19 protein-coding genes and 1 riboswitch are annotated in these 19,093 nt (G+C 70.7%); of the genes, 6 read left to right on the forward strand and 13 right to left on the reverse strand.

Annotated elements, in window-relative coordinates; genetic code table 11:
* Positions 1–34 precede the first annotated feature (34 nt).
* Positions 35–997 carry an SCO0930 family lipoprotein gene (locus KI385_RS17620; protein WP_238573145.1) on the forward strand — a complete coding sequence of 321 codons (963 nt, stop codon included), beginning with the start codon at positions 35–37 and terminating at the stop codon, positions 995–997.
* Here the strand turns inward: KI385_RS17620 and KI385_RS17625 are convergent.
* The 4 genes from KI385_RS17625 to KI385_RS17640 form a co-directional block, all read right to left on the reverse strand.
* Positions 975–2,501: a sodium:solute symporter family protein gene (locus KI385_RS17625; protein ID WP_238573146.1), complete on the reverse strand. Its 1,527-nt coding sequence runs from the start codon at positions 2,499–2,501 to the stop codon at positions 975–977. The two genes, KI385_RS17620 and KI385_RS17625, sit on opposite strands and share 23 nt — an antisense overlap.
* Positions 2,498–2,731 (reverse strand): DUF3311 domain-containing protein, encoded by a 234-nt coding sequence (locus KI385_RS17630; protein ID WP_238573147.1) that lies wholly within the window; start codon positions 2,729–2,731, stop codon positions 2,498–2,500. Before KI385_RS17630 ends, KI385_RS17625 begins: the two co-directional genes overlap by 4 nt.
* Positions 2,732–2,763: 32 nt before the next feature.
* Positions 2,764–3,549, reverse strand: coding sequence for a class E sortase (locus KI385_RS17635; RefSeq protein WP_238573148.1), 786 nt, complete (start codon positions 3,547–3,549; stop codon positions 2,764–2,766).
* Between the two features lie 69 nt (positions 3,550–3,618).
* Positions 3,619–4,971, reverse strand: a complete 1,353-nt coding sequence (locus tag KI385_RS17640; RefSeq protein WP_425356920.1) for a DUF445 domain-containing protein — start codon at positions 4,969–4,971, stop codon at positions 3,619–3,621.
* Positions 4,972–5,276: 305 nt separating this feature from the next.
* On the opposite strand from KI385_RS17640, the gene KI385_RS17645 reads away from it, so the two are divergent.
* Together KI385_RS17645 and KI385_RS17650 are read left to right on the forward strand one after the other, a co-directional pair.
* Entirely contained in the window at positions 5,277–6,587 is a 1,311-nt protein-coding gene (locus KI385_RS17645) for an SGNH/GDSL hydrolase family protein (protein WP_238573149.1), read from the forward strand.
* Positions 6,588–6,696: 109 nt separating this feature from the next.
* Complete coding sequence (locus tag KI385_RS17650) at positions 6,697–7,173, forward strand: hypothetical protein (RefSeq protein ID WP_238573150.1); 477 nt, start codon at positions 6,697–6,699, stop codon at positions 7,171–7,173.
* 22 nt (positions 7,174–7,195) lie between these two features.
* Here the strand turns inward: KI385_RS17650 and KI385_RS17655 are convergent, their stop codons facing one another.
* The 4 genes from KI385_RS17655 to KI385_RS17670 form a co-directional block, all read right to left on the reverse strand.
* Positions 7,196–7,894, reverse strand: a complete 699-nt coding sequence (locus tag KI385_RS17655; protein ID WP_238573151.1) for a DUF1707 SHOCT-like domain-containing protein — start codon at positions 7,892–7,894, stop codon at positions 7,196–7,198.
* 38 nt (positions 7,895–7,932) lie between these two features.
* Entirely contained in the window at positions 7,933–8,946 is a 1,014-nt protein-coding gene (locus tag KI385_RS17660) for an ABC transporter ATP-binding protein (RefSeq protein WP_238573152.1), read from the reverse strand.
* Between the two features lie 68 nt (positions 8,947–9,014).
* The gene (locus KI385_RS17665) at positions 9,015–9,818 is read right to left on the reverse strand and encodes an ABC transporter permease (RefSeq protein WP_238577725.1); all 804 of its coding nucleotides are present in this window, start codon (positions 9,816–9,818) and stop codon (positions 9,015–9,017) included.
* A gap of 277 nt (positions 9,819–10,095) precedes the next feature.
* Positions 10,096–10,893: an ABC transporter permease gene (locus KI385_RS17670; RefSeq protein ID WP_238577726.1), complete on the reverse strand. Its 798-nt coding sequence runs from the start codon at positions 10,891–10,893 to the stop codon at positions 10,096–10,098.
* Positions 10,894–11,180: 287 nt separating this feature from the next.
* On the opposite strand from KI385_RS17670, the gene KI385_RS17675 reads away from it, so the two are divergent.
* A complete protein-coding gene (locus KI385_RS17675; RefSeq protein WP_238573153.1) occupies positions 11,181–13,382 on the forward strand; it encodes a transglycosylase domain-containing protein in 2,202 nt (733 codons plus the stop codon).
* A 49-nt stretch (positions 13,383–13,431) separates the two neighbouring features.
* Here KI385_RS17675 and KI385_RS17680 read toward each other — a convergent pair whose 3' ends face one another.
* From KI385_RS17680 to KI385_RS17690, 3 genes are all read right to left on the reverse strand, one after another.
* Positions 13,432–13,752 carry a DMT family transporter gene (locus tag KI385_RS17680; protein ID WP_238573154.1) on the reverse strand — a complete coding sequence of 107 codons (321 nt, stop codon included), beginning with the start codon at positions 13,750–13,752 and terminating at the stop codon, positions 13,432–13,434.
* Between the two features lie 32 nt (positions 13,753–13,784).
* Positions 13,785–13,852: riboswitch (guanidine-III (ykkC-III) riboswitch) on the reverse strand.
* A gap of 67 nt (positions 13,853–13,919) precedes the next feature.
* On the reverse strand, positions 13,920–14,222 hold the full coding sequence (locus KI385_RS17685; RefSeq protein ID WP_051798423.1) for a GroES family chaperonin: 303 nt from the start codon (positions 14,220–14,222) through the stop codon (positions 13,920–13,922).
* 156 nt (positions 14,223–14,378) lie between these two features.
* Positions 14,379–14,696, reverse strand: a complete 318-nt coding sequence (locus KI385_RS17690; protein ID WP_238573155.1) for a DUF3618 domain-containing protein — start codon at positions 14,694–14,696, stop codon at positions 14,379–14,381.
* A 222-nt stretch (positions 14,697–14,918) separates the two neighbouring features.
* Here KI385_RS17690 and bcp point away from each other — a divergent pair, with 222 nt between their 5' ends.
* The gene (gene bcp / locus KI385_RS17695) at positions 14,919–15,386 is read left to right on the forward strand and encodes a thioredoxin-dependent thiol peroxidase (protein ID WP_238573156.1); all 468 of its coding nucleotides are present in this window, start codon (positions 14,919–14,921) and stop codon (positions 15,384–15,386) included.
* Here bcp and KI385_RS17700 read toward each other — a convergent pair.
* Together KI385_RS17700 and KI385_RS17705 are read right to left on the reverse strand one after the other, a co-directional pair.
* Positions 15,367–16,626: a sensor histidine kinase gene (locus tag KI385_RS17700; RefSeq protein ID WP_238573157.1), complete on the reverse strand. Its 1,260-nt coding sequence runs from the start codon at positions 16,624–16,626 to the stop codon at positions 15,367–15,369. The genes bcp and KI385_RS17700 overlap by 20 nt on opposite strands.
* Positions 16,626–17,132, reverse strand: a complete 507-nt coding sequence (locus KI385_RS17705) for a hypothetical protein (protein ID WP_238573158.1) — start codon at positions 17,130–17,132, stop codon at positions 16,626–16,628. Before KI385_RS17705 ends, KI385_RS17700 begins: the two co-directional genes overlap by 1 nt.
* A gap of 539 nt (positions 17,133–17,671) precedes the next feature.
* Here KI385_RS17705 and KI385_RS17710 point away from each other — a divergent pair.
* Positions 17,672–19,024 carry an MFS transporter gene (locus KI385_RS17710; protein WP_425356921.1) on the forward strand — a complete coding sequence of 451 codons (1,353 nt, stop codon included), beginning with the start codon at positions 17,672–17,674 and terminating at the stop codon, positions 19,022–19,024.
* Positions 19,025–19,093: the final 69 nt, after the last annotated feature.

The following is a 19,093-nucleotide window of genomic DNA, read 5'->3' on the forward strand; positions in this document are numbered from 1 at the left end:
GCGACGGAACCGGCAACCGACAGAGGAGACACCAATGATCACTCGACGTCGTGCGGGACTCGCGGCCACCGCGCTCGCCACCCTGGCGCTGACCGCCGCCTGCGGCACCAGCGGCAACCAGAGCGCCGGCACCCCCACCACCGACACCGTCCAGCCGGCAGGCCAGGGCACCAGCGACTACGGCTCCTCCGGCTCCGGCCAGGGCGACGACCCGTACGGCGGCCAGGCGGGCGGCGACAGCGGCAAGGCCCCGCAGACCGGGCCCAGCGCGGGGACGCTGGCACTGCACCAGGACGCCAAGCTCGGCCCGATCGTGGCCGACGCCAAGGGCATGACCCTCTACCGCTTCGACAAGGACACCGCCAAGCCGCCCAAGTCCAACTGCTCGGGCTCCTGCGCCACCGCCTGGCCGCCGGTCCCCGCCGACGGCGCGACGGCCCCCGCGGGCATCGCCAAGAGCGCACTGGGCTCGGTCACCCGCGCCGACGGCACCAAGCAGCTGACCATCGGCGGCTGGCCCGCCTACCGCTACGCCAAGGACACCCAGCCCGGCGACACCAAGGGCCAGGGCGTCGGCGGCACCTGGAACGCGCTGACCGCCGAGGGCAAGAAGGCCGTCGCCCAGGAGCCCGGCGATGTCTCGGTGCTCAACCAGCCCGAGCTCGGCGACCTCCTCGTCGACGGCAAGGGCCTGACCCTCTACCGCTTCAACAAGGACAGCGCCTGGCCGATGAAGTTCGGCTGCAACGACGCCTGCCTGGACACCTGGAAGCCCGCCAAGCCCGCCGACCGCTCCAAGCTGAAGGGCATCCCGTCCAAGCTCATCTCCACCGTCACCCGCCCCGACGGCCTCCGTCAGCTGGCCGTCGACTGCTGGCCGGTCTACACCTTCACCGGCGACAAGCAGCCCGGTGACATCAACGGCCAGGGCAAGATGGGCCTGTGGTTCGCGGTCTCCAAGGACGGCAAGAAGATCACGTCGACGCCGACGGGCTGACCGGCCCGCCCTGCGGGAGCGCCTCGTCGCGGGGGAACTCGTCGTCCAGCGCCAGCACCTGGGCATCCGGCCGCTCGTCCGTATCGCGCGGCCCCAGCCAGGTGACCGCGAGCGCCACCACCACATTCACGGCGAGCCCGACGATCCCCGCGTTCATCCCCCACACCGGGTCGTGTCCCCCGAAGACCAGGACACAGACCAGAGCGAAGCCCGCCACCAGGCCGCTCACCGCGGCGTGCACCGTCAGCCGCCGCCACACCAGCCCCAGCAGCAGCATCGGCACGAGCTGCGCCATGCCCTCGTACGAAATCAGGGACAGCCGGACGAGGGTGTTGGGGGCGGTGTAGGTCAGCACCAGCGCCAGCGCTCCGGCCACCACCACGACCACTTGGGACCACAGTTTCTCCCGGCCCGCGAACCGTGGGATCGCGCCCACTACGCTCCTCCCCCACATCGTGCCGATGACCAGCATGAACACGGCCATCGGCACGATGGAGGAGAGGGCGGCGGCCACCCCGATCAGGCCCACGGCCCAGGCCGGAAGGGAGTCCACCACCAGCTTGAACAGCGCGAGATTGGAGTCCGCGCCGGTCAGCCCGGGCACCACGAACAGCGCGGCCAGCCCCAGCAGCATCGGCACGAACAACAGCACGTTGTAGAAGGGGAGGTACATGGCGTTACGGCGCAGCGCATCGGCGTTGCGGGCACCGAGGTAGCCGGCCACGGTCGTCGGGAAGATCACCACCGTAAGGGAGTTGATGACGGTGGTGGTGATGAACCAGAGCTGGCCCAGTCCGCCCGACGCATGGCCGGGGAAGGTCAGCCACTGCGGCTTCTCGGCGACGATCCGCTGCAGGAAGGGCCCGTAGCCGTCGAAGTAGTGCAACGGAACGTAGACGGCGAGGAAGCCGAGGGTGCCGATGACGAGGATGTCCTTGAGCACCGAGACCCAGGCGCTGCCGCGCAGTCCGCTGATCACGACAAAGCCGGTGGTGACGGCGAAGCCTGTGAAGTAGGCCCAGTTGAGGCTGATGGCACCGTAGGAAATGGTGGAGACGACCACGCCCATGCCGGTGATCTGCAACTGGATGTACGGCAGCAGACAGACGGTGGCGAGGAGGGCGACGGCGGCGCCGAGCCAGGGCCGCCGGTAGCGGTGCGCGACGATGTCGGTGATGCCGACCAGGCCGTGCCGGCGGGCGTAGGCCCACAGCATCGGCCCGACGACGTACCCGATCCCGTAGCCGCAGGACATATAGGCCAGCACATAGAGCACCGGGGCACCGAAGTTGTAGCCCCAGCCGGCCGCGCCGAGGTAGCTGAAGCTCGTATAGCTCTCGCCGGCCATCAGCACCCAGATGAAGACGGTGCCCAGACTGCGGCCGCCCACCGACCACTCGGTGAGGCCCCCGCCGGAGCCGCGGCCGCGTACCGCGAGCAGTCCGAGGGCGACGGTGAGCACCATGAAGGCGCCGAAGATGGCGGTGGCGACGGCGGCGTTCATGACCGGCCCCGCTTGAGGTCGGCGCGCCGCGCCAGCCACACCGCCAGCGGTGTGGCGAGCGTCGCCAGCAGCATCCAGAAGAACAGGAACGGCAGTCCCAGCACGGACGGTGTCACCCGGTTCACCAGCGGCAGCACCGCCAGGAACAGCACATACGGCAGCAGCAGCCACAGCAGCGCGGGGCGCTTTCGGGAGCCCGGGGATCGACCGCCGGAGGACTGATTTCGCACGTGGCAAGAGCCTAGGCGACGCACGGCCGGTCTCACCGGGACTGTGTCGACCGCAACACGCCCCAGACCACCAGCCGGTAGGTCGAGGTGTACTCCGGCGTACAGGTCGTCAGCGTCAGATACGCGCCGGGCGCGGTGAAGCGGTAGGCGGGGTGCACGCTGCTGTAGGGGACCTTGGCGAGGACCGTGCCGTCGCCGGGTGTGGTCTCGGGCAGGGTGCGGCGGACGGCGTAGGTGTAGCGGGCCTCGGCGGTGTCGATGACGACGGTGTCGCCGGGCCGCAGCCGGCCGATATACCGGAACGGTTCCCCATGGGTGTTGCGATGCCCGGCCAGCGCGACATTGCCGGCCTCGCCCGGCTGCGCACTGTGCGGATAGTGCCCGACATAGCCCTTGTTGAGGACCGCGGCCTTGCCGACGCCCTGGGCGATGGGGGCGGTGACGCCGATCCGGGGGATGCGGAGGACGGCGTACGCCAGGTCCTGCGGCGGCAGGGGCCGGTCGGCCGCGCGGCGACCGGTCGTCCCAGGCGGAGGGGTGCTTTTGCCGGACCCCCGCGCCCCCGCTCCGTCGTCCTCGGGCGCCGGGGTCGCGGCGAAGGACGGCGGCCTGGCGCCCCACCGCCGCTCCAGCCGGTCCACCTGGTCCTGTGCCGAGTGCTGCGCCTGACGGTTCGTCCACCACAGCTGGTGGACGACGAGCAGCAGCAGTACGGCGCCGAGCGTCACGGCCAGCTCCGCACCCGTCCACAGCGCCCGCGCGGCGCGGGAGCGACGGGTGCGCCGCCCCTGCACGACTACCGGTATCCGCTCCCGCACGCGGGCACCGTAAGCCCTACGGGCGCAGGTCACCAGAGGCAGCACACACCCCCTGTGCGCTTACGGGCGTCAGCCGCCGAAGGCCTGCGAGACGGCGTAGATGCACAGCCCGGCCAGCGCACCGACGACCGTGCCGTTGATCCGGATGAACTGCAGGTCACGGCCGATGTGCGCCTCGATCTTCTGCGAGGTCTGCTCGGCGTCCCAGCCGGCGACGGTCTCGGTGATCAGGGAGGTGATCTCGCTCTGATACGTCGTCACCACATAGACGGCCGCGCCCTCCAGCCAGCCGTCCACCTTGCCCTGCAGCCGCTCCTCGCCGGACAGCCGCCGGCCCAGGGACAGCAGCGCCGCCCGTACCCGCAGCCGCAGTTCGCTGCGCTCGTCCTCGGCGGCGGCCACGATCATCGCGCGCACCGAGCCCCAGGCCGAGGCGATCAGGTCCTGCACCTCGCCGCGCCCCAGCACCTCGGACTTCAGGTGCTCGACCCTGGCCCTGGTGTCCGGGTCGGACTGCAGATCGCCCGCGAAGTCCTTCAGGAAGCGGTCGATCGCACCGCGCGCCGGATGCTCGGGCATGTCCCGCATCTCGGTGACGAAGCGCAGCAGCTCCTTGTAGACCCGGTCGCCCACCTTGCGGTCGACGAACCGCGGGGTCCATCCGGGGGCGCCGCCGGAGACCGCCGTCATGACGGAATCGCCGTGCTCGACCAACCAGTCGTGGCCGCGGGCGACGATCAGATCCACCACCCGCTTGTGGCCGCCCTCGGCGACCACCTTCTCCAGCATCGCGCCGATACCGGGCGCGATCTCCTGGGCGTCCGCGCGACGGGTGATCGCCTCGCCGACCACCGCCTGCACATCGGAGTCGCGCAGCACGGTCAGCGCGCCGCGCAGCGCGGTGGACAGCTCGGCGGTGACCCGGTCGGCGTTCTTCGGCTCGGCGAGCCAGCCGCCGAGGCGCCGGCCGATGCCGACGGAGCGCAGCCGACGCCGTACGACCTCACCGGAGAGGAAGTTCTCCCCGACGAAATCACCCAGGCTCTGACCCAGTTGGTCCTTCTTCGTCGGAATGATGGCGGTGTGCGGGATCGGCAGTCCCATCGGCCGCTTGAACAGTGCGGTGACCGCGAACCAGTCGGCCAGCGCACCGACCATGCCGGCCTCCGCGGCCGCCGCGACAAACCCGGTCCAGCCGCCCGCCCCCAAGGACCCGGCCCATTTCGCCAGCACATAGACCAGCGCGACGGCCAGCAGCAGGCTGGTGGCCAGCGTCTTCATCCGGCGTACGGCGCGCCGGCGCTCCTCGTCGGCCACGCCGTACGCGAAGCCGTCGGCCGTCATCGCCCGGCCCGCCGGCACCGCGCCCGCCACCGGGGCCCGCTCCGCATTCGGCGCCATGTCCGCTTTCGTGCGTTCCATCCGCTCCACCGCTCCCACCGTGCCCCCGCCATCCATACGGCCCATCCCACGCCGCACGTCCGGCCGCCGATCCGGCCGTATGTCCCACTGTGACCTACTCCCGGAACGAACCACGAGTTCCCCACGTCCATGCCATGACGGCATCGAGTCCGGGCCGGGCCGGCACCGAGCGGGGCGCCGGGCGGCTCCCCGGAGGTCCGTGGGATCATGGAGCACCGATCGGACCGCAACGGTGCCGCTGATCATCCGCTGCCCTTGCCCGCCCGGAGCGAGTTGCTCCGCTTTCCCCAGGAGACCTCTCCCGCATGAAGAAAAGTGTGGGTTACGCCCTGCTCGCCGGTCTGGCGGCGGTGGTGATGCTGATCTCGACCGCGATATTCGTCGGCTTCGGCGGCGACGGCGGCGGACCGGGCAGCTCTCCGCACAAGCCGCGCGATCCGGTGGCACCGGCGGTCTCCGGACAGTGGGTCGGCACCTGGTCGGCGGCCGCGGCGGCGGCCGAGCCCGGCACCCTGGACGGCTACGCGGGAATGTCGATACGCAATGTCGTGCACACCAGCGTGGGCGGCACCGGCGTCCGTATCCAGCTCTCCAACCTCTACGGCACCCGCCCGCTGGTGGTCAGCCACGCCTCGCTGGCGCTGGCCGCGGCCCCCAGCAACCCCACCGCCGCGACCGGCACCATGCGCCGGCTGACCTTCGGCGGCAAACCCGCGGTGACCATCCCGGCGGGCGGCGCGGTCACCAGCGACCCGACCCGGCTGAAGGTGCCGGCCGACGCCGACCTCCTGGTCACCACCTACTCCCCCTCCCCCTCGGGCCCCGCCACCTACCACCCGTACGCCCGCCAGACCTCCTACCTGGCGCGCGGCGACCGCGCCGAGGACGCCACCGGCGCCGCCTACACCGAGCAGAGCCCCTACTGGCGCTACCTGACCGGCGTGGACGTATGGAGCACCGAGGCCCGCGGCTCGGTCGTCGCCATCGGCGACTCGATCACCGACGGCATCACCTCCACCGCGGGCGCCAACCACCGCTGGACGGACTTCCTCGCAGCGAGGCTCCGCAACGAGCCCGGCGCGCCCCGCTACGGCGTCCTCAACCAGGGCATCAGCGGCAACCGCCTGCTGGTCAACGGCAGCAGGTTCTCGCCGAACAACGGACCCAGCGTGCTGTCCCGCCTGGACCGCGACGCGCTCTCGCGCACCGGCGTGAAGGCGGTGATCGTCGAGATCGGGCTGAACGACCTGTTCAAGTCCCCGCGCCAGCTCGACCCGCAGAAGATCGTCGCGGGCATGCGGGAGATCGTCCGCGAGGCACACGCCCGCGGACTGCGGGTCACCGGCAGCACCCTTACGCCGTTCGGCGGACACCGCGGTTACTCCACCCAGCTGAATTCGGTCCGCGAACAGGTCAACCGCCTCATCCGCTCCGGCACCGTCTACGACGAGGTCGTCGACTTCGACAAGGCGCTGCGCGACCCGTCCGCACCGGTCCGCCTACGGCCCGCCTACGACTCCGGCGACCACCTCCACCCGAGCGACGAGGGCTTCCTGGCCATGGCCAACGCCGTAAACCTCGACCACCTCAAGCAGTCGGCGCCCGCGTCGCTGTAGCGCCTTCGGCTGTCGGCCGATTGCTCCAAGCAGGTGGTGACGCGAAGTGAGCCTCGCGCCTGGCGCGTTCTGCCGTGGGTGATCGGCCTGCCCCGGATACTTCTTCGACATGGAGGAACACAAGCGCCGGAGCGACCGACCGGCCGGAGCCTGGCTCACCTCACGCCTCCACGACGTACGGTGGGTCGCAACGGCACTGGCGATTCTCGTGGCGGTCGTCGGATCGCTGCTGTCGGTCCCGCTGCTGTTGGTCTCGTCCGCCGGCCCGTCCGAGGTATTCCTCCAGCCGGCCTCGGAATTGGGGCCGAACCCCTTCACGCCGTCGTCCACGCCGCCGGAGAGCAGTCCTCCCGCGACGCCGTCCGAACCCCCGTCGACGCCACGGCCGTCACCCAGCCCTCAAGTGGCTGTCGGACCGGTCAACATCGCCGTAGAGCTCGGGCAGACGAGAGGTGCGGCGCCCACCTGGATCACGGCGCTGGGTACGGCGATGACCCCGGCCGTCGCCGCGGCCACCTTCCTTCTCGGCAAGCGCAAGGGCGAGGCTGCCGCCGAGATGCCACCCGCCGGGAAGTCGACCGACTAGCGGGAGCGGCCCCGCCCCGGCCTCAGCCCAGTTCCTTGCGCCGGCCCTGCTCCTCGGCGTCGAGGCGGCGCTGTTCCTCCTTGAGGCGGCGCCGCTCGGCCTTGAGGAGTTTGCGCTCGACGTTCACGCCGCCCATCAGGGCCAGGCCCTTGACGATCACGCGGGGTGCGCCGGGGTCGCCCGGTACCCCGTCCTCCGCGGAGTCGAAGCCGCCCATGATGCCGAGGCCGCGTACATCGACCTCGACGCCGGGCGGCACCACGATGTTCACCCCGCCCATGATGGCCCAGCAGTCGATGACGACCTCGGGGCCGGCGAAGTTCGCCTCGCGCAGGTCGATCTCGCCGCCGCCCATGCAGCAGAGGGCCGTGAAGCGGCGCCCGATGGTCCACCGCCCCTTGCGCTGGAAGCCGCCCAGGATGCCGACGCCCGCCGAGGCCCCTTCCGTACCGCTCACGATCCGCTCGGACCAGGCCGTCGGCGCACCGCTGTCCTTGCGCAGCGACAGCCGCGCGGAGGCGGCCGGCGGCCCCGCGGCCGCCGGCAGATCGGCGGTGATGGGCTCCAACTCCCCGTACGTACGCGCCTTGTACGTCGCTTCGAGCCGCTCGTCGAACTCCTCCATCACCAGCCGGCCCTCCGTGAGGGCGTCCCGCAGGATCTCGGCGACCCGCTCGCGGTCGGCGTCGGAGGCCCGCAACTCGGGGAGTTCGTCAGTCATACGAACAGGTTACGGCGTGCCGGATCGATCGGTGCGGATCACGCCGGATCGGCCACCGCGCGCCCCTCGGGGACCCGGCCGCCGGCGTACAGCGTCGCGATCACATCCTCGATGTCCGGCTCCCGCACCGACAGATCCACCAGCGGATAGCGCTCGGCGACCGCGGCGACCAGCGGCGCCGCGCTCTGCGCCGCCGGGAACGCCAGCCACTGGCGGGGGCCCTCCACCTTGACCGTACGGGCCCCCGGGACGCCCTCGATCGGCGGCAGCTCGCGCTCCAGGTCGACCACCAGGGTCCGTTCGCCGTCCCCGGCGGCCCGCAGCCCGTCCAGCCCGCCGTCGTAGACCAGGTGTCCGTGGTCGATGACCATCACCCGGCGGCACAGCTGCTCGATGTCGGTCAGGTCATGGGTGGTCAGCAGGACCGTGGTGCCCCGTTCGGCGTTCACCTCGCGCAGGAATTCGCGCACCTTCGCCTTGCTGATCACATCGAGGCCGATGGTCGGCTCGTCGAGATAGAGCACCTCGGGGTCGTGCAGCAGCGCCGCCGCGATATCGCCGCGCATCCGCTGCCCCAGCGACAACTGCCGTACCGGTACGGACAGCAGCGGGCCCAGATCCAGCAGTTCGACGCAGCGGTCCAGGTTGGCGCGGTGGACGGCGTCCGGGACCCGGTACATCCGCCGCACCAGCTCGTAGGAGTCCTTCAGCGGCAGGTCCCACCACAGCGTGGTGCGCTGGCCGAACACCACCCCGATCCGGCGGGCGAGCCGGGTCCGCTCCCGTGCCGGGTCGATACCGGCGACCCGGAGCCGGCCGCCGCTGGGCACCAGAATGCCCGTCAGCATCTTGATGGTGGTGGACTTCCCGGCGCCGTTCGGCCCGATGTAGCCGACCATCTCGCCGCGCGGCACCTGGAAGGTGATGCCGTCCACGGCGCGCACCTCGTGGCGCACCCGTCGCAGCCGGCCCGCCTTGCGCCGCACCGAGAAGACCTTCTCGACGCCGTCCACCTCGATCAGCTGCTCCGCCGCGGCAGCACCGCTCATCATGTGCCCTCCTTGTCGTCCCCGTTGCCATACGACGTCGTCCCCGTCGCGATACAGCACCTGACGCCTCATCAGCTACCGGTGCTGCGGTACGCCCGGAGCCCGAACCGCCAGGCCACCGCGGCACCCGCGCACATCAGCGCCGCCACCGCGGGCCCCAGGAAGTCCGCCCAGCCCGGCAGCCCCAGCGGATCGGGGCGGCCCAGCAGCCGCAGCGCGGGCAGCCAGTTCACAAAGGCCAGCGGGACGAGGAAGGTGACCCCGCGCACCAGGTCCTTGGCGAACACCGTCGGCGGGTACTGCAGCATGGCGTTGCCACCGTAGGTGAAGGAGTTCTGCACCTCGGCCGCGTCCTGCGCCCAGAACTGGAAGGCGGCCCCCGCGGTGAACACCGCCCCGAAGATGGCCGTTCCGCAGACGGCCATCAACGGCACCATCAGCATCCGGCCCACGGTCCAGTCCACATCGAGACGGGTCAGCGACCAGCCGAGCACCAGCAGCGACTGGGTGATCCGGCCCAGCCGGCGCAGCGCGAAACGGTCGGCGGCGACCTGCGCGAAGACCGGTGCCGGGCGCAGCAGCAGGGTGTCGAGGGTGCCGTCACGGACCCGCCGGCCCAGCCGGTCCATGCTGCCCAGCAGCAGATCCGCCAGGCCCAGCGAGACCCCGGACGTGCCGTACAGAAAGGCCACTTCGGGCAGCGAGAATCCGCCGAGGGCGTCGATCTGCGAGAACATCAGCATGATCGCGACGAAGTCCAGGGCGGTGGCGGCGAAGTTGCCGAACGCCATCATCACGAACGACGCCCGGTAGGCGAGGGTGGAGCGCACCCACATCCGTACGATCAGCCCGTACGCGCGCAGCCCCTGGGCCATCGCCGCCGCCCGGCCGCCGCCCCTGCCGTCCGCCGGCCCGTCGCTAGGCCCTGTCGTCAAACTCCCGCCTGCCCCGCGACGCCTGGCACGCGCGCTCGCCGCGTTGTCGGGATCACCCCGATACACCCAGTATCGGGGCGACCCTCCGCCTTGCGATCGCGCTCGGCTTCCGAAGAAGGATCGAAAGAGCCGAGACGGAATGAGCGGAGCGAATGTAGTGCACCAGACGCCGCGGGGCCCGCCCTTCGGGCGAACGACGGGAGTTCGACGACAGGGCCTAGCCACCGTGCACCACCACCTTGCGGGTCGCCGCCGTCTGCACCAGCCGGCCCAACGCCAGCAGCGCCACACCCCACGCCGCCTGGAACAGCAGCCCCGACACCAGCGCGGCCCCGCTCCGCGCGCCGACCAGCACATCGGCCGGCACCTGGAGGATCCCCGCCCACGGCAGCAGCTGGGCGACCGCACCGAAATCACCGGGGAAGACCCGCAGCGGCAGCACCATCCCCGAGAAGAACATGCAGGCCAGCCCGCTGATCAGGGCCAGCCCCGAGCCGTCCAGCAGCCAGAACGACGCCAGCGCGACCAGATACCGCAGCGCGAAACTGACGACCACGCCGAGCGTCACGGACAGCAGGAACCAGCCCCATGTCAGCGGATCGGAGGGCAGCGCCAGCGGGAAGACCAGGGCGCCCACCGTCATCGGCGCCACCCCGCGGCCGATCAGCTGCAGCGCGGCCCGCCCCAGATCCGCGGCCAGCCACCACAGCTGCAGATCCGCCGGCCGGTAGAGGTCCACCGCGATATCGCCGCTACGGATCCGCTCCTGCAGCTCGTCGATGCCACCGCCGGCCATCAGCGCCGAGGCCGCCAGCAGCGCCTGCGCGGTCCACACGAACGTCAACGCCTGCGCCTGGTCGTAACCGCCCAGATGCGGCCGGGCGTCCCACAGGGCGATATAGGTGTAGGCGACGATGAAGCCGAAAACGGTGTTGGTGAACACGCCCGCCACCGTGGCGATCCGATACGTGGCGTACCGCCGGAAGCTGCCGGCCGCCACCGCTACACACCACACAGCCGCGCTCACCCGCCCCGCTCTCTTCGGACAGCAAAGCACCGGAGCCTAAGTCGTGAACGCGGCGGGCACCATCGAATTATCACCGGTTCGGGTGAGCGAGGGGCGCCAATCAGCCGGTCAGGTGGCGGCTTCAGGTGCGCGCCACCCCTCCCGACCGGGACACATGATGCGAGAGTTTCCCAACGGGCGACAGTTGCTTTTCCGGCGTACGGCGCGAACCCCCTGATACGACACCGATCCGCCGCAGTACAACCTTCGGCGGCGGCCGAGGAGTCCATACAGACATGAGCGGACAACGCACAGGCTGGCGCCGTGTCCTCCCCACCTGGCGCACGATGCTGGGCACCGTGCTGCTTTTCCTGCTGCTCGTCGTCGGCGGTCTGATCGCCGGCTATCTCCTCGTCGACATCCCGCCGGCCAACAGTGCCGCCAAGGCGCAGAGCAATGTCTACCTCTACTCCGACGGCTCCGAGCTGGCCCGCGACGGCGACGTCAACCGGCAGAACGTCACGCTCAGTCAGGTCCCCCGGTCCGTCCAGCAGGCCGTACTCGCCGCCGAGGACCGCGACTTCTACTCCGAGTCCGCGGTCGACCCCGCCGCGATGCTGCGGGCCGCCTGGAACACCGTCACCGGCAAGGGCAAACAGTCCGGCTCCACCATCACCCAGCAGTACGTGAAGAACTACTACCTCGGCCAGGAACAGACCGTCACCCGTAAGGCCAAGGAGTTCTTCATCGCCATCAAACTGGACCGCGAGGTGAGCAAGGACAACATCCTGGAGGGCTACCTCAACTCCAGCTACTACGGCCGCAACGCCTACGGCATCCAGGCCGCCGCCCAGGCCTACTACGGCCGGAATTCGGAACAGCTGACCACCGCCCAGGGCGCCTACCTCGCCACCCTGCTCAACGCCCCCAGCGCCTACGACATCACCGCCCACCCCGGGAACAGGCCGCGGGTGCTGGCCCGTTGGAACTACGTCCTGGACGGCATGGTGAAGCAGAAGTGGCTGGCCCCCGCCGAGCGGGCCGCGATGCGCTTCCCCACACCCAGCCCCGCCAGGACCTCCCCCGGCCTGACCGGCCAGCGCGGCTATCTCGTCGAAGCGGTCAAGGACTACCTCACCGACCACAAGATCCTCGGCGAGGACACCCTGCGGGCCGGCGGCTACCGCATCACCACCACCATCAGCAAGAAGCGCCAGAACGCCTTCGTCAAGGCGGTCAACACCCGCCTGATGGACCGGCTCGACGACTCCCGGAAGGTCGACACCTACGTCCGGGCCGGCGGCGCCTCCATCGACCCCGCGAGCGGCCGGGTCGTCGCCCTCTACGGCGGCATCGACTACGCCAAGCAGTACGTCAACGGCGCCACCCGCAGCGACTACCAGGTCGGCTCCACCTTCAAACCGATCGTCTTCGCCTCCGCCGTGGCCCACCACTCCACGACCCAGGACGGCGCCCGCATCACCCCCCACACCCTCTACGACGGCGACAACAAACGGATGACGATCAGTCACGGCCGTCCCACCGGCTTCGCACCGGCCAACGAGGACGACCGCTCCTACGGCCCGATCACCGTCACCGAGGCCACCGACAAATCCGTCAACGCCGTCTACGCCCAGATGGGTATCGACGTCGGCCCCGGCAAGGTCAAGGACACCGCCGTCGACCTGGGCATCCCCGCCGACACCCCCAGCCTCGCCTCCTCCCAGGGCGCGATCTCGCTGGGCACCGCCACCCCCAGCGTCCTGGACATGACCCAGGTCTACGCAACCCTCGCGCACCACGGAAAACAGCGGCCGTACACACTCGTCGACAAGGTCAGCAAGTCCGACGACGAGCTCGAACTCCCCGAGCGCCCCGTGAGCACCGCCCTTGCGCGCGATGCCGCCGACACCACCACCTCGATCCTGCGCAGCGTCGTCGACGGCGGCACCGGCACCGCCGCCCAGGGCGCCGGGCGGCCCGCGGCCGGCAAGACAGGCACCGCGGAGGAGGACAAGGCCGCGTGGTTCGCGGGCTACACCCCCGATCTCGCCACCGTCGTCGCGGTGCTGGGCCAGAACCCGGAGAGCGCCGCACAGGAGCCGCTGTACGGCGCGGCGGGCCTGCCGCGGGTCAACGGCGGCGACTTCCCCGCCGAGATCTGGGCCGACTACACCGCGGCGGCCCTGGCCGGACGCCCGGTCCACGACTTCCATCTGCGGCTGGCGAAGGGCGCGGAGTCGCCGTCACCCGAGCCGTCCGACAGCGACTCGGCCTCGCCCAGCGAGTCGGGCGCGCCGTCCACCGGCCCGACCGGCTCCCCCACCGAACCCACGACGCCGCCCACCGGCGCCCCGACCCCGCCGACCACCGAGGCGCCCAGCCCCACCTTCCCCACCGAGACACCGCCGACGAGCGAGCCCACCGACGATTTCCCGACGGTGGGACCGCAGAGCGACGACCTGGAGTGGCGGCTGCGGTCACGGTGGGGCGGGTAGCGCACGCCCCATACGGACGGACGGACGGGGCGCCGGGCGATACGTACGGTCAGTGGCCGGAGGTCGCCTTGAGCCCGACCACCGCCACCAACAGCAGACAGATGAAGAAGATCCGGGCCGCCGTGGCCGGCTCGCCGAGCACCAGCATCCCGACCACCGCCGCACCGGCCGCGCCGATGCCGACCCATACGCCGTAGGCGGTACCGATCGGCAGGGTCCGGGCCGCGTACGAGAGCAGCAGCATGCTGGCGACGATGCCCGCGCCGGTGAACACACTGGGCCACAGCCGGGTGAAACCGTCGGTGAACTTCATCCCGATCGACCAGCCGACCTCCAACAGACCGGCGGCCATGAGCAGGATCCATGCCATGACGGCACCTCCGTGAAAAGAGCTTCAACAGGGGTGCGTCGTCTTGTCATGACCCGGTACGGCGCGTCTCGTCGGGGTCTTCCGAGGCTAGCAAAAGAGCAGGCGAACGGGCGGTGACCCCGGTCACCGCCCGTCACTGCCCGGTCAGGGGATACCGCTACCGCGGGCTAGAGATACAGCCCGGTCGCGTCGTCCGCGCCCTCCAGCCGCTCCGCGGCCACCGCATGCAGATCGCGCTCGCGCATCAGCACATACGCCACACCGCGCACCTCGACCTCGGCCCGGTCCTCCGGGTCGTACAGCACCCGGTCACCTACCTCGACGGTCCGCACGTTCTGCCCGACCGCGACCACCTCGGCCCAGGCCAGGCGGCGGCCGACGGCCGCGGTCGCGGGAATGACGATGCCCCCCGACGAGCGGCGCTCGCCCTCGGGGATGTCCGTCCGGACCAGCACACGGTCGTGCAGCATCCGGATCGGCAGCTTGTCGTGGGTGTCCTTGGTGTTATTCGGGCTCACGGCATGACCGTACCTGCCCGGCGAGGCCCAGCACGCACCGCGGGCCGGGTCGAGCCGGGCAACGGCGGCCCGCAACCCGACTGCGTGCCCGCCCGCCGGCCCTACGCCCTACCGCCGCCGCTTGGCGCGCAGCGTCAGCAGGCCCACCACGGCCAGCCCGATCATCGCCACCGGAACGATGCGCTCCAGCCGCGGCGCCCCGTCCGTCGACACCAGCTGCGCCCGCACATCCGACACCGCGCGGTTGGCGACCACATATGCCCGCCCGGCCGTACGGTCCACGGCGGCCGACGCCCTCGCCTTCGCATCGTCCATGATCGTCTTCGGGTGCAGCCGCACACCGATCTCGTCGAGCGTGACGGCGAGCTCCTGCCGCCTGCGAACGATGTCCGCCTCGATCTGCGCCGGGGTCCTGGCCTCCGCCACCGCGCTGCCTCCGTCATCTCGCGCCGATGCGTACAGGGGCACTGGGCCCCGTACGGAACCGGCCACATTGCTGACTGCCGATTCGTGATGGACAGTCTGTCAGCTCACACCCTCACACGCCCCACAGCACCCCCGTTTCGCGCACCCGAGGCGCCCCCGGCTCCGTTCCGCGCCCCGGCTGGCTAATGTCGGGGGCGTAAGGACCCACGCTTAAGGAGAGCCATGAGCGAGCGACTGCAGCCCGGCGACACCGCCCCCGCCTTCACCCTGTCCGACGCGGACGGCAAGCAGGTCTCGCTCGCCGACCACAAGGGCCGCAAGGTCATCGTCTACTTCTACCCGGCCGCGCTGACCCCCGGCTGCACGAAGCAGGCCTGCGACTTCACCGACAACCTCGACTTCCTCGCCGGCCACGGCTACGACGTCATCGGCATCTCCCCCGACAAGCCGGAGAAGCTCGCCAAGTTCCGGGAGAAGGAAGACCTCAAGGTCACCCTGCTCGGTGACCCCGACAAGGAGGTCCTCACCGCGTACGGCGCCTTCGGCGAGAAGAAGCTCTACGGCAAGACCGTCACCGGCGTCATCCGCTCCACCGTCATCCTCGACGAGGACGGCAAGGTCGAGCGCGCCCTCTACAACGTCAAGGCCACCGGCCACGTCGCCAAGATCATCAAGGACCTGGGCCTGTAAGCGCCCGGTCCGGCAGCTCCAGCACGGCCTCGGCGCCGCCCTCCGCGGCGGCGCCGAAGTCCAGCCGCGCCCCCAGCACATCGGCCTGGCCGGCCGCGATCGTCAGCCCCAGACCGTGCCCGGTCCCCCGCTCCGGCGCGGCCGTACGGAACCGCCGCGGCCCCTCCGCACACAGCTCCGCCGGATAGCCCGGACCGTGATCGCGCACCACGATCCGCGACCCGGCCACCACCACCTCGATCGGCGGCTTCCCGTGCTTGGCCGCGTTCGCCAGCAGATTCACCAGCACCCGCTCCACCCGCCGCCGGTCCGTCTCCACGATCCGCGGCTCGCCCTCGACGGTCACCGACACCTCGTCCGCCCCGTCGTCCACCCCGCGCTGCCGCGCCGCCCGCTTCACGATCCCGCGCACCAGCGACGGCAGTTCACAGGCGTCCAGATCCGCCCGCTCCACCCCCGCGTCCAGCCGCGAGACCTCCAGCAGATCCTCCACCAGCCGCCGCATCGCCTGCGCCCGGTCGCGCACCAGCTCCACCGCACGCGGCTGCGGCAACAGCTCCGCCGCCGCCACCAGACCGGCCACCGGCGTCCGCAGCTCATGCGCCACATCCGCGGTGAACTCCCGCTCCGCCTGCGCCTGGGCCGCCAGCGACGTCGCCATGTGATGCACACTGCGGCCCAACTCGGCCACCTCGTCCCGGCCATGGCTCGCCAGCGCATCCGCGTCCGGCGCCTCACCCGCGGCGATCCGCCGCGCCGCCGCCGCACTCAGCCGCAGCCGCCGCGACAGCCGCTGCGCCACGAACCACGACACCACCGCCATCAACGTGACCGTGCCGCACCCCGCGATCAGCAGCGCCCGGTCCAGCGTCATCTGCGCCGGATACGCCGCCGACACCGACAACGTCCGCGCCGGGGCGCTCCCGCCACCGTCACCGACCCCGGTCGCCGCCCACACCCGCGGATCCTCACCGCCGCTGACATACGTCCCCGACCGGTTCTTGAACACCGCTTCCCGCAGCGGCGACGGCAACGTCGCATCGTCCAACTGCGCGCCGAGCGCCAGCGTGCCGTCCCGCTCGTATATCTGCAGCGCCGCACTCAGCCGGTCGTCCTGATACGCCCGCGCCGAGCGCTCGCGCTCCGCGTCCGCTATGTGGTGCACGGCAAACCCGAGCACCACCACAGCCAGCGCCGTCATACATGAAATGGCCAGGGCGATCCGGCCTCGAATGCCCATCACGCGAGGTTGTACATCTCCGTCGTGTCACCGAGCGGCGTCGAGCCCTCGTACGTCACCTCGAGCCCCGTGAAGGCCAGCTCGCCGTCGACCGCCTTCGGCCCGTAGAGCCGGAAGGTGGCCGGGAAACCGGAATCCGTCCCGACCCCCGCCGCCGTCTTCTCCACCTGCACCACACCGACCCCCAACGCATCCCGCGACCCGTACTTCTTCCATGTGATCGCGGTCGCCACCATGCCCGAATCCGCGCAGGTCAGCGTGATGACCTGGGGCTTGACCTCGGGCTCGCCGAACCCGCAGTCCCGCACCCCCGGAAGCCCCACGGGCTGCTTGGCGTCCTGCTTGATGTCCTGCACCGCCGACGTCTTCGGCGCCGCATCCACCGCCGACGCCCGGTCCGGCGCCTGGCTGAACCACACCCCGCCGGCCGCCAGCGCCGTCACCACGACGAAAGCCGCCAGCGCGGTACGGCCCCGAACCCAGCGGGACCCCTCGCGGTCGGTCATCACGATCTCCTCCCGGGGACAACGCCCCGTACCCCCACCAGCAAACACGAATGCCGCGACCGGCGATGCCACTCTCCCGCCCCCGCCACACAGGCTGATTGCCCGAATACTGCGGTGACCGCGCGGCTGTGTACCAGTCCTGTAACAAGCCTCGCCATACCTCTGGCGCGCCGCTATTCCGGCGCTCGCGCCGACCCGGTGATCCGGACGGCGCAGCCTCGCGTGACGTCGTGACGTACATCGCTTCGTCCCGCCCGAGGGGTTTGCTCCGCGCTCAACTGCACAGGCGCACCTGTCGTATCCGTCGTACCCCACCGCGCATCGCGCGCCGACCGACCGAGAGGACCGCCTCGTGCCGATGGGCAGCACCGAAGCCGACCCCGCTTCCGAGCTCTGGACCGCGAAGCGCAAAAGCGCACCGGGCGCTGTTCCGCGCCGTCGCCCGCCGCCGGAACCCCAAACTACGGCGCACCGACATCACCGTCACCGACGAACGCGTCGTCAAGCGCGCCGTGAAGGCCGCCGCCCTCGGTAACGCCATGGAATGGTTCGACTTCGGGATCTACAGCTACCTCGCGGTCACCATCGGCAAGGTCTTCTTCCCCGGCGGCAGCGACACCACCAGCCTGCTGTCGTCCTTCGCCACCTTCGCCGTCGCCTTCCTCGTACGGCCCCTGGGCGGCGCCTACTTCGGCCCGCTCGGCGACCGCGTCGGCCGCAAGAAGGTGCTCGTCCTCACCATGATCATGATGGCGCCGGGCACCTTCTGCATCGGACTGATCCCCTCCTACGCCGCCATCGGCTTCTGGTCCCCCGTCCTCCTCATCGCCTTCCGACTCGTCCAGGGTTTCTCCACCGGCGGCGAATACGGCGGCGCCTCCACCTTCATCGCCGAATACGCCCCCGACAAGAAGCGCGGCTTCTTCGGCAGCTTCCTCGAACTGGGCACCCTCATCGGCTACACGGGCGCCGCCGGCATCGTCCTGCTCCTCAACACCACCCTCGGCGACGACGCCATGCTCGCCTGGGGCTGGCGCCTCCCGTTCCTCATCGCCGGCCCGCTCGGCCTCGTCGGCCTCTACCTCCGGATCAAGCTCGACGAGACCCCCGCCTTCCAGAAATTCGAGGCGGCCCACACCCACAGCGCGACGGGCTCCGTCGTCGAGGCGGAAGCGGAGTTCTCCCACCTCTCCGAAAACGCCCCCAAGAAAAAACTGGGCGAGATCTTCGCCCAGCAATGGCCCACCCTCATCCTCTGCGTCGCCCTGGTCGGCGCGTACAACATCACCGACTACATGCTGCTGTCGTACATGCCGACGTACCTCACGGACACCCTCCACCACGAGGAGTCCCACGGCCTACTGATCCTCCTCGGCATCATGATCGCCCTGATGTGCGTCATCACCACCGTCGGCAAACTCAACGACCGCTACGGCCGCAAGCCCCTCCTGATGGCCGGCATGCTCGGCTTCTTCATCCTCGCGATCCCGGCCTTCCTCCTGGTCAAACAGGGCGGCATCCCGGCCGTCTGCGGCGGTATGGCCCTCCTCGGCCTCTCCCTGGTCTGCCACCTGGGCACCATGTCCGCCGCCCTCCCCGCCCTCTTCCCCACCAACGTCCGCTACGGCTCGCTCTCCATCGGCTACAACCTGGCCGTCTCCCTCTTCGGCGGCACCACTCCCCTGGTGATCACCGCCCTCATGGACGCCGTCGACAAGAACGTCATGGTCCCCGCCTACTACACGATGGCCGCCGCCCTCGTAGGCGCCATCGCCATCACCTTCATGAAGGAAACCGCCCAACAACCCCTCGAAGGCTCCCCACCCTCCGTAGCCACCAAGCAGGAAGCCGTCGAACTCATCACGACCCAGACCCCGGAACCGCGCTTCTGACCTGCGGATCGACGCAACTGAGGCCTCGGGCCGCCGCCTCCGGGGCCTCTTTTCCCTTGCCCTGCGTAA

Origin of the sequence: Streptomyces inhibens, assembly GCF_022221585.1 — a bacterium.
GTDB classification, from domain to species: Bacteria; Actinomycetota; Actinomycetes; order Streptomycetales; family Streptomycetaceae; genus Streptomyces; species Streptomyces inhibens.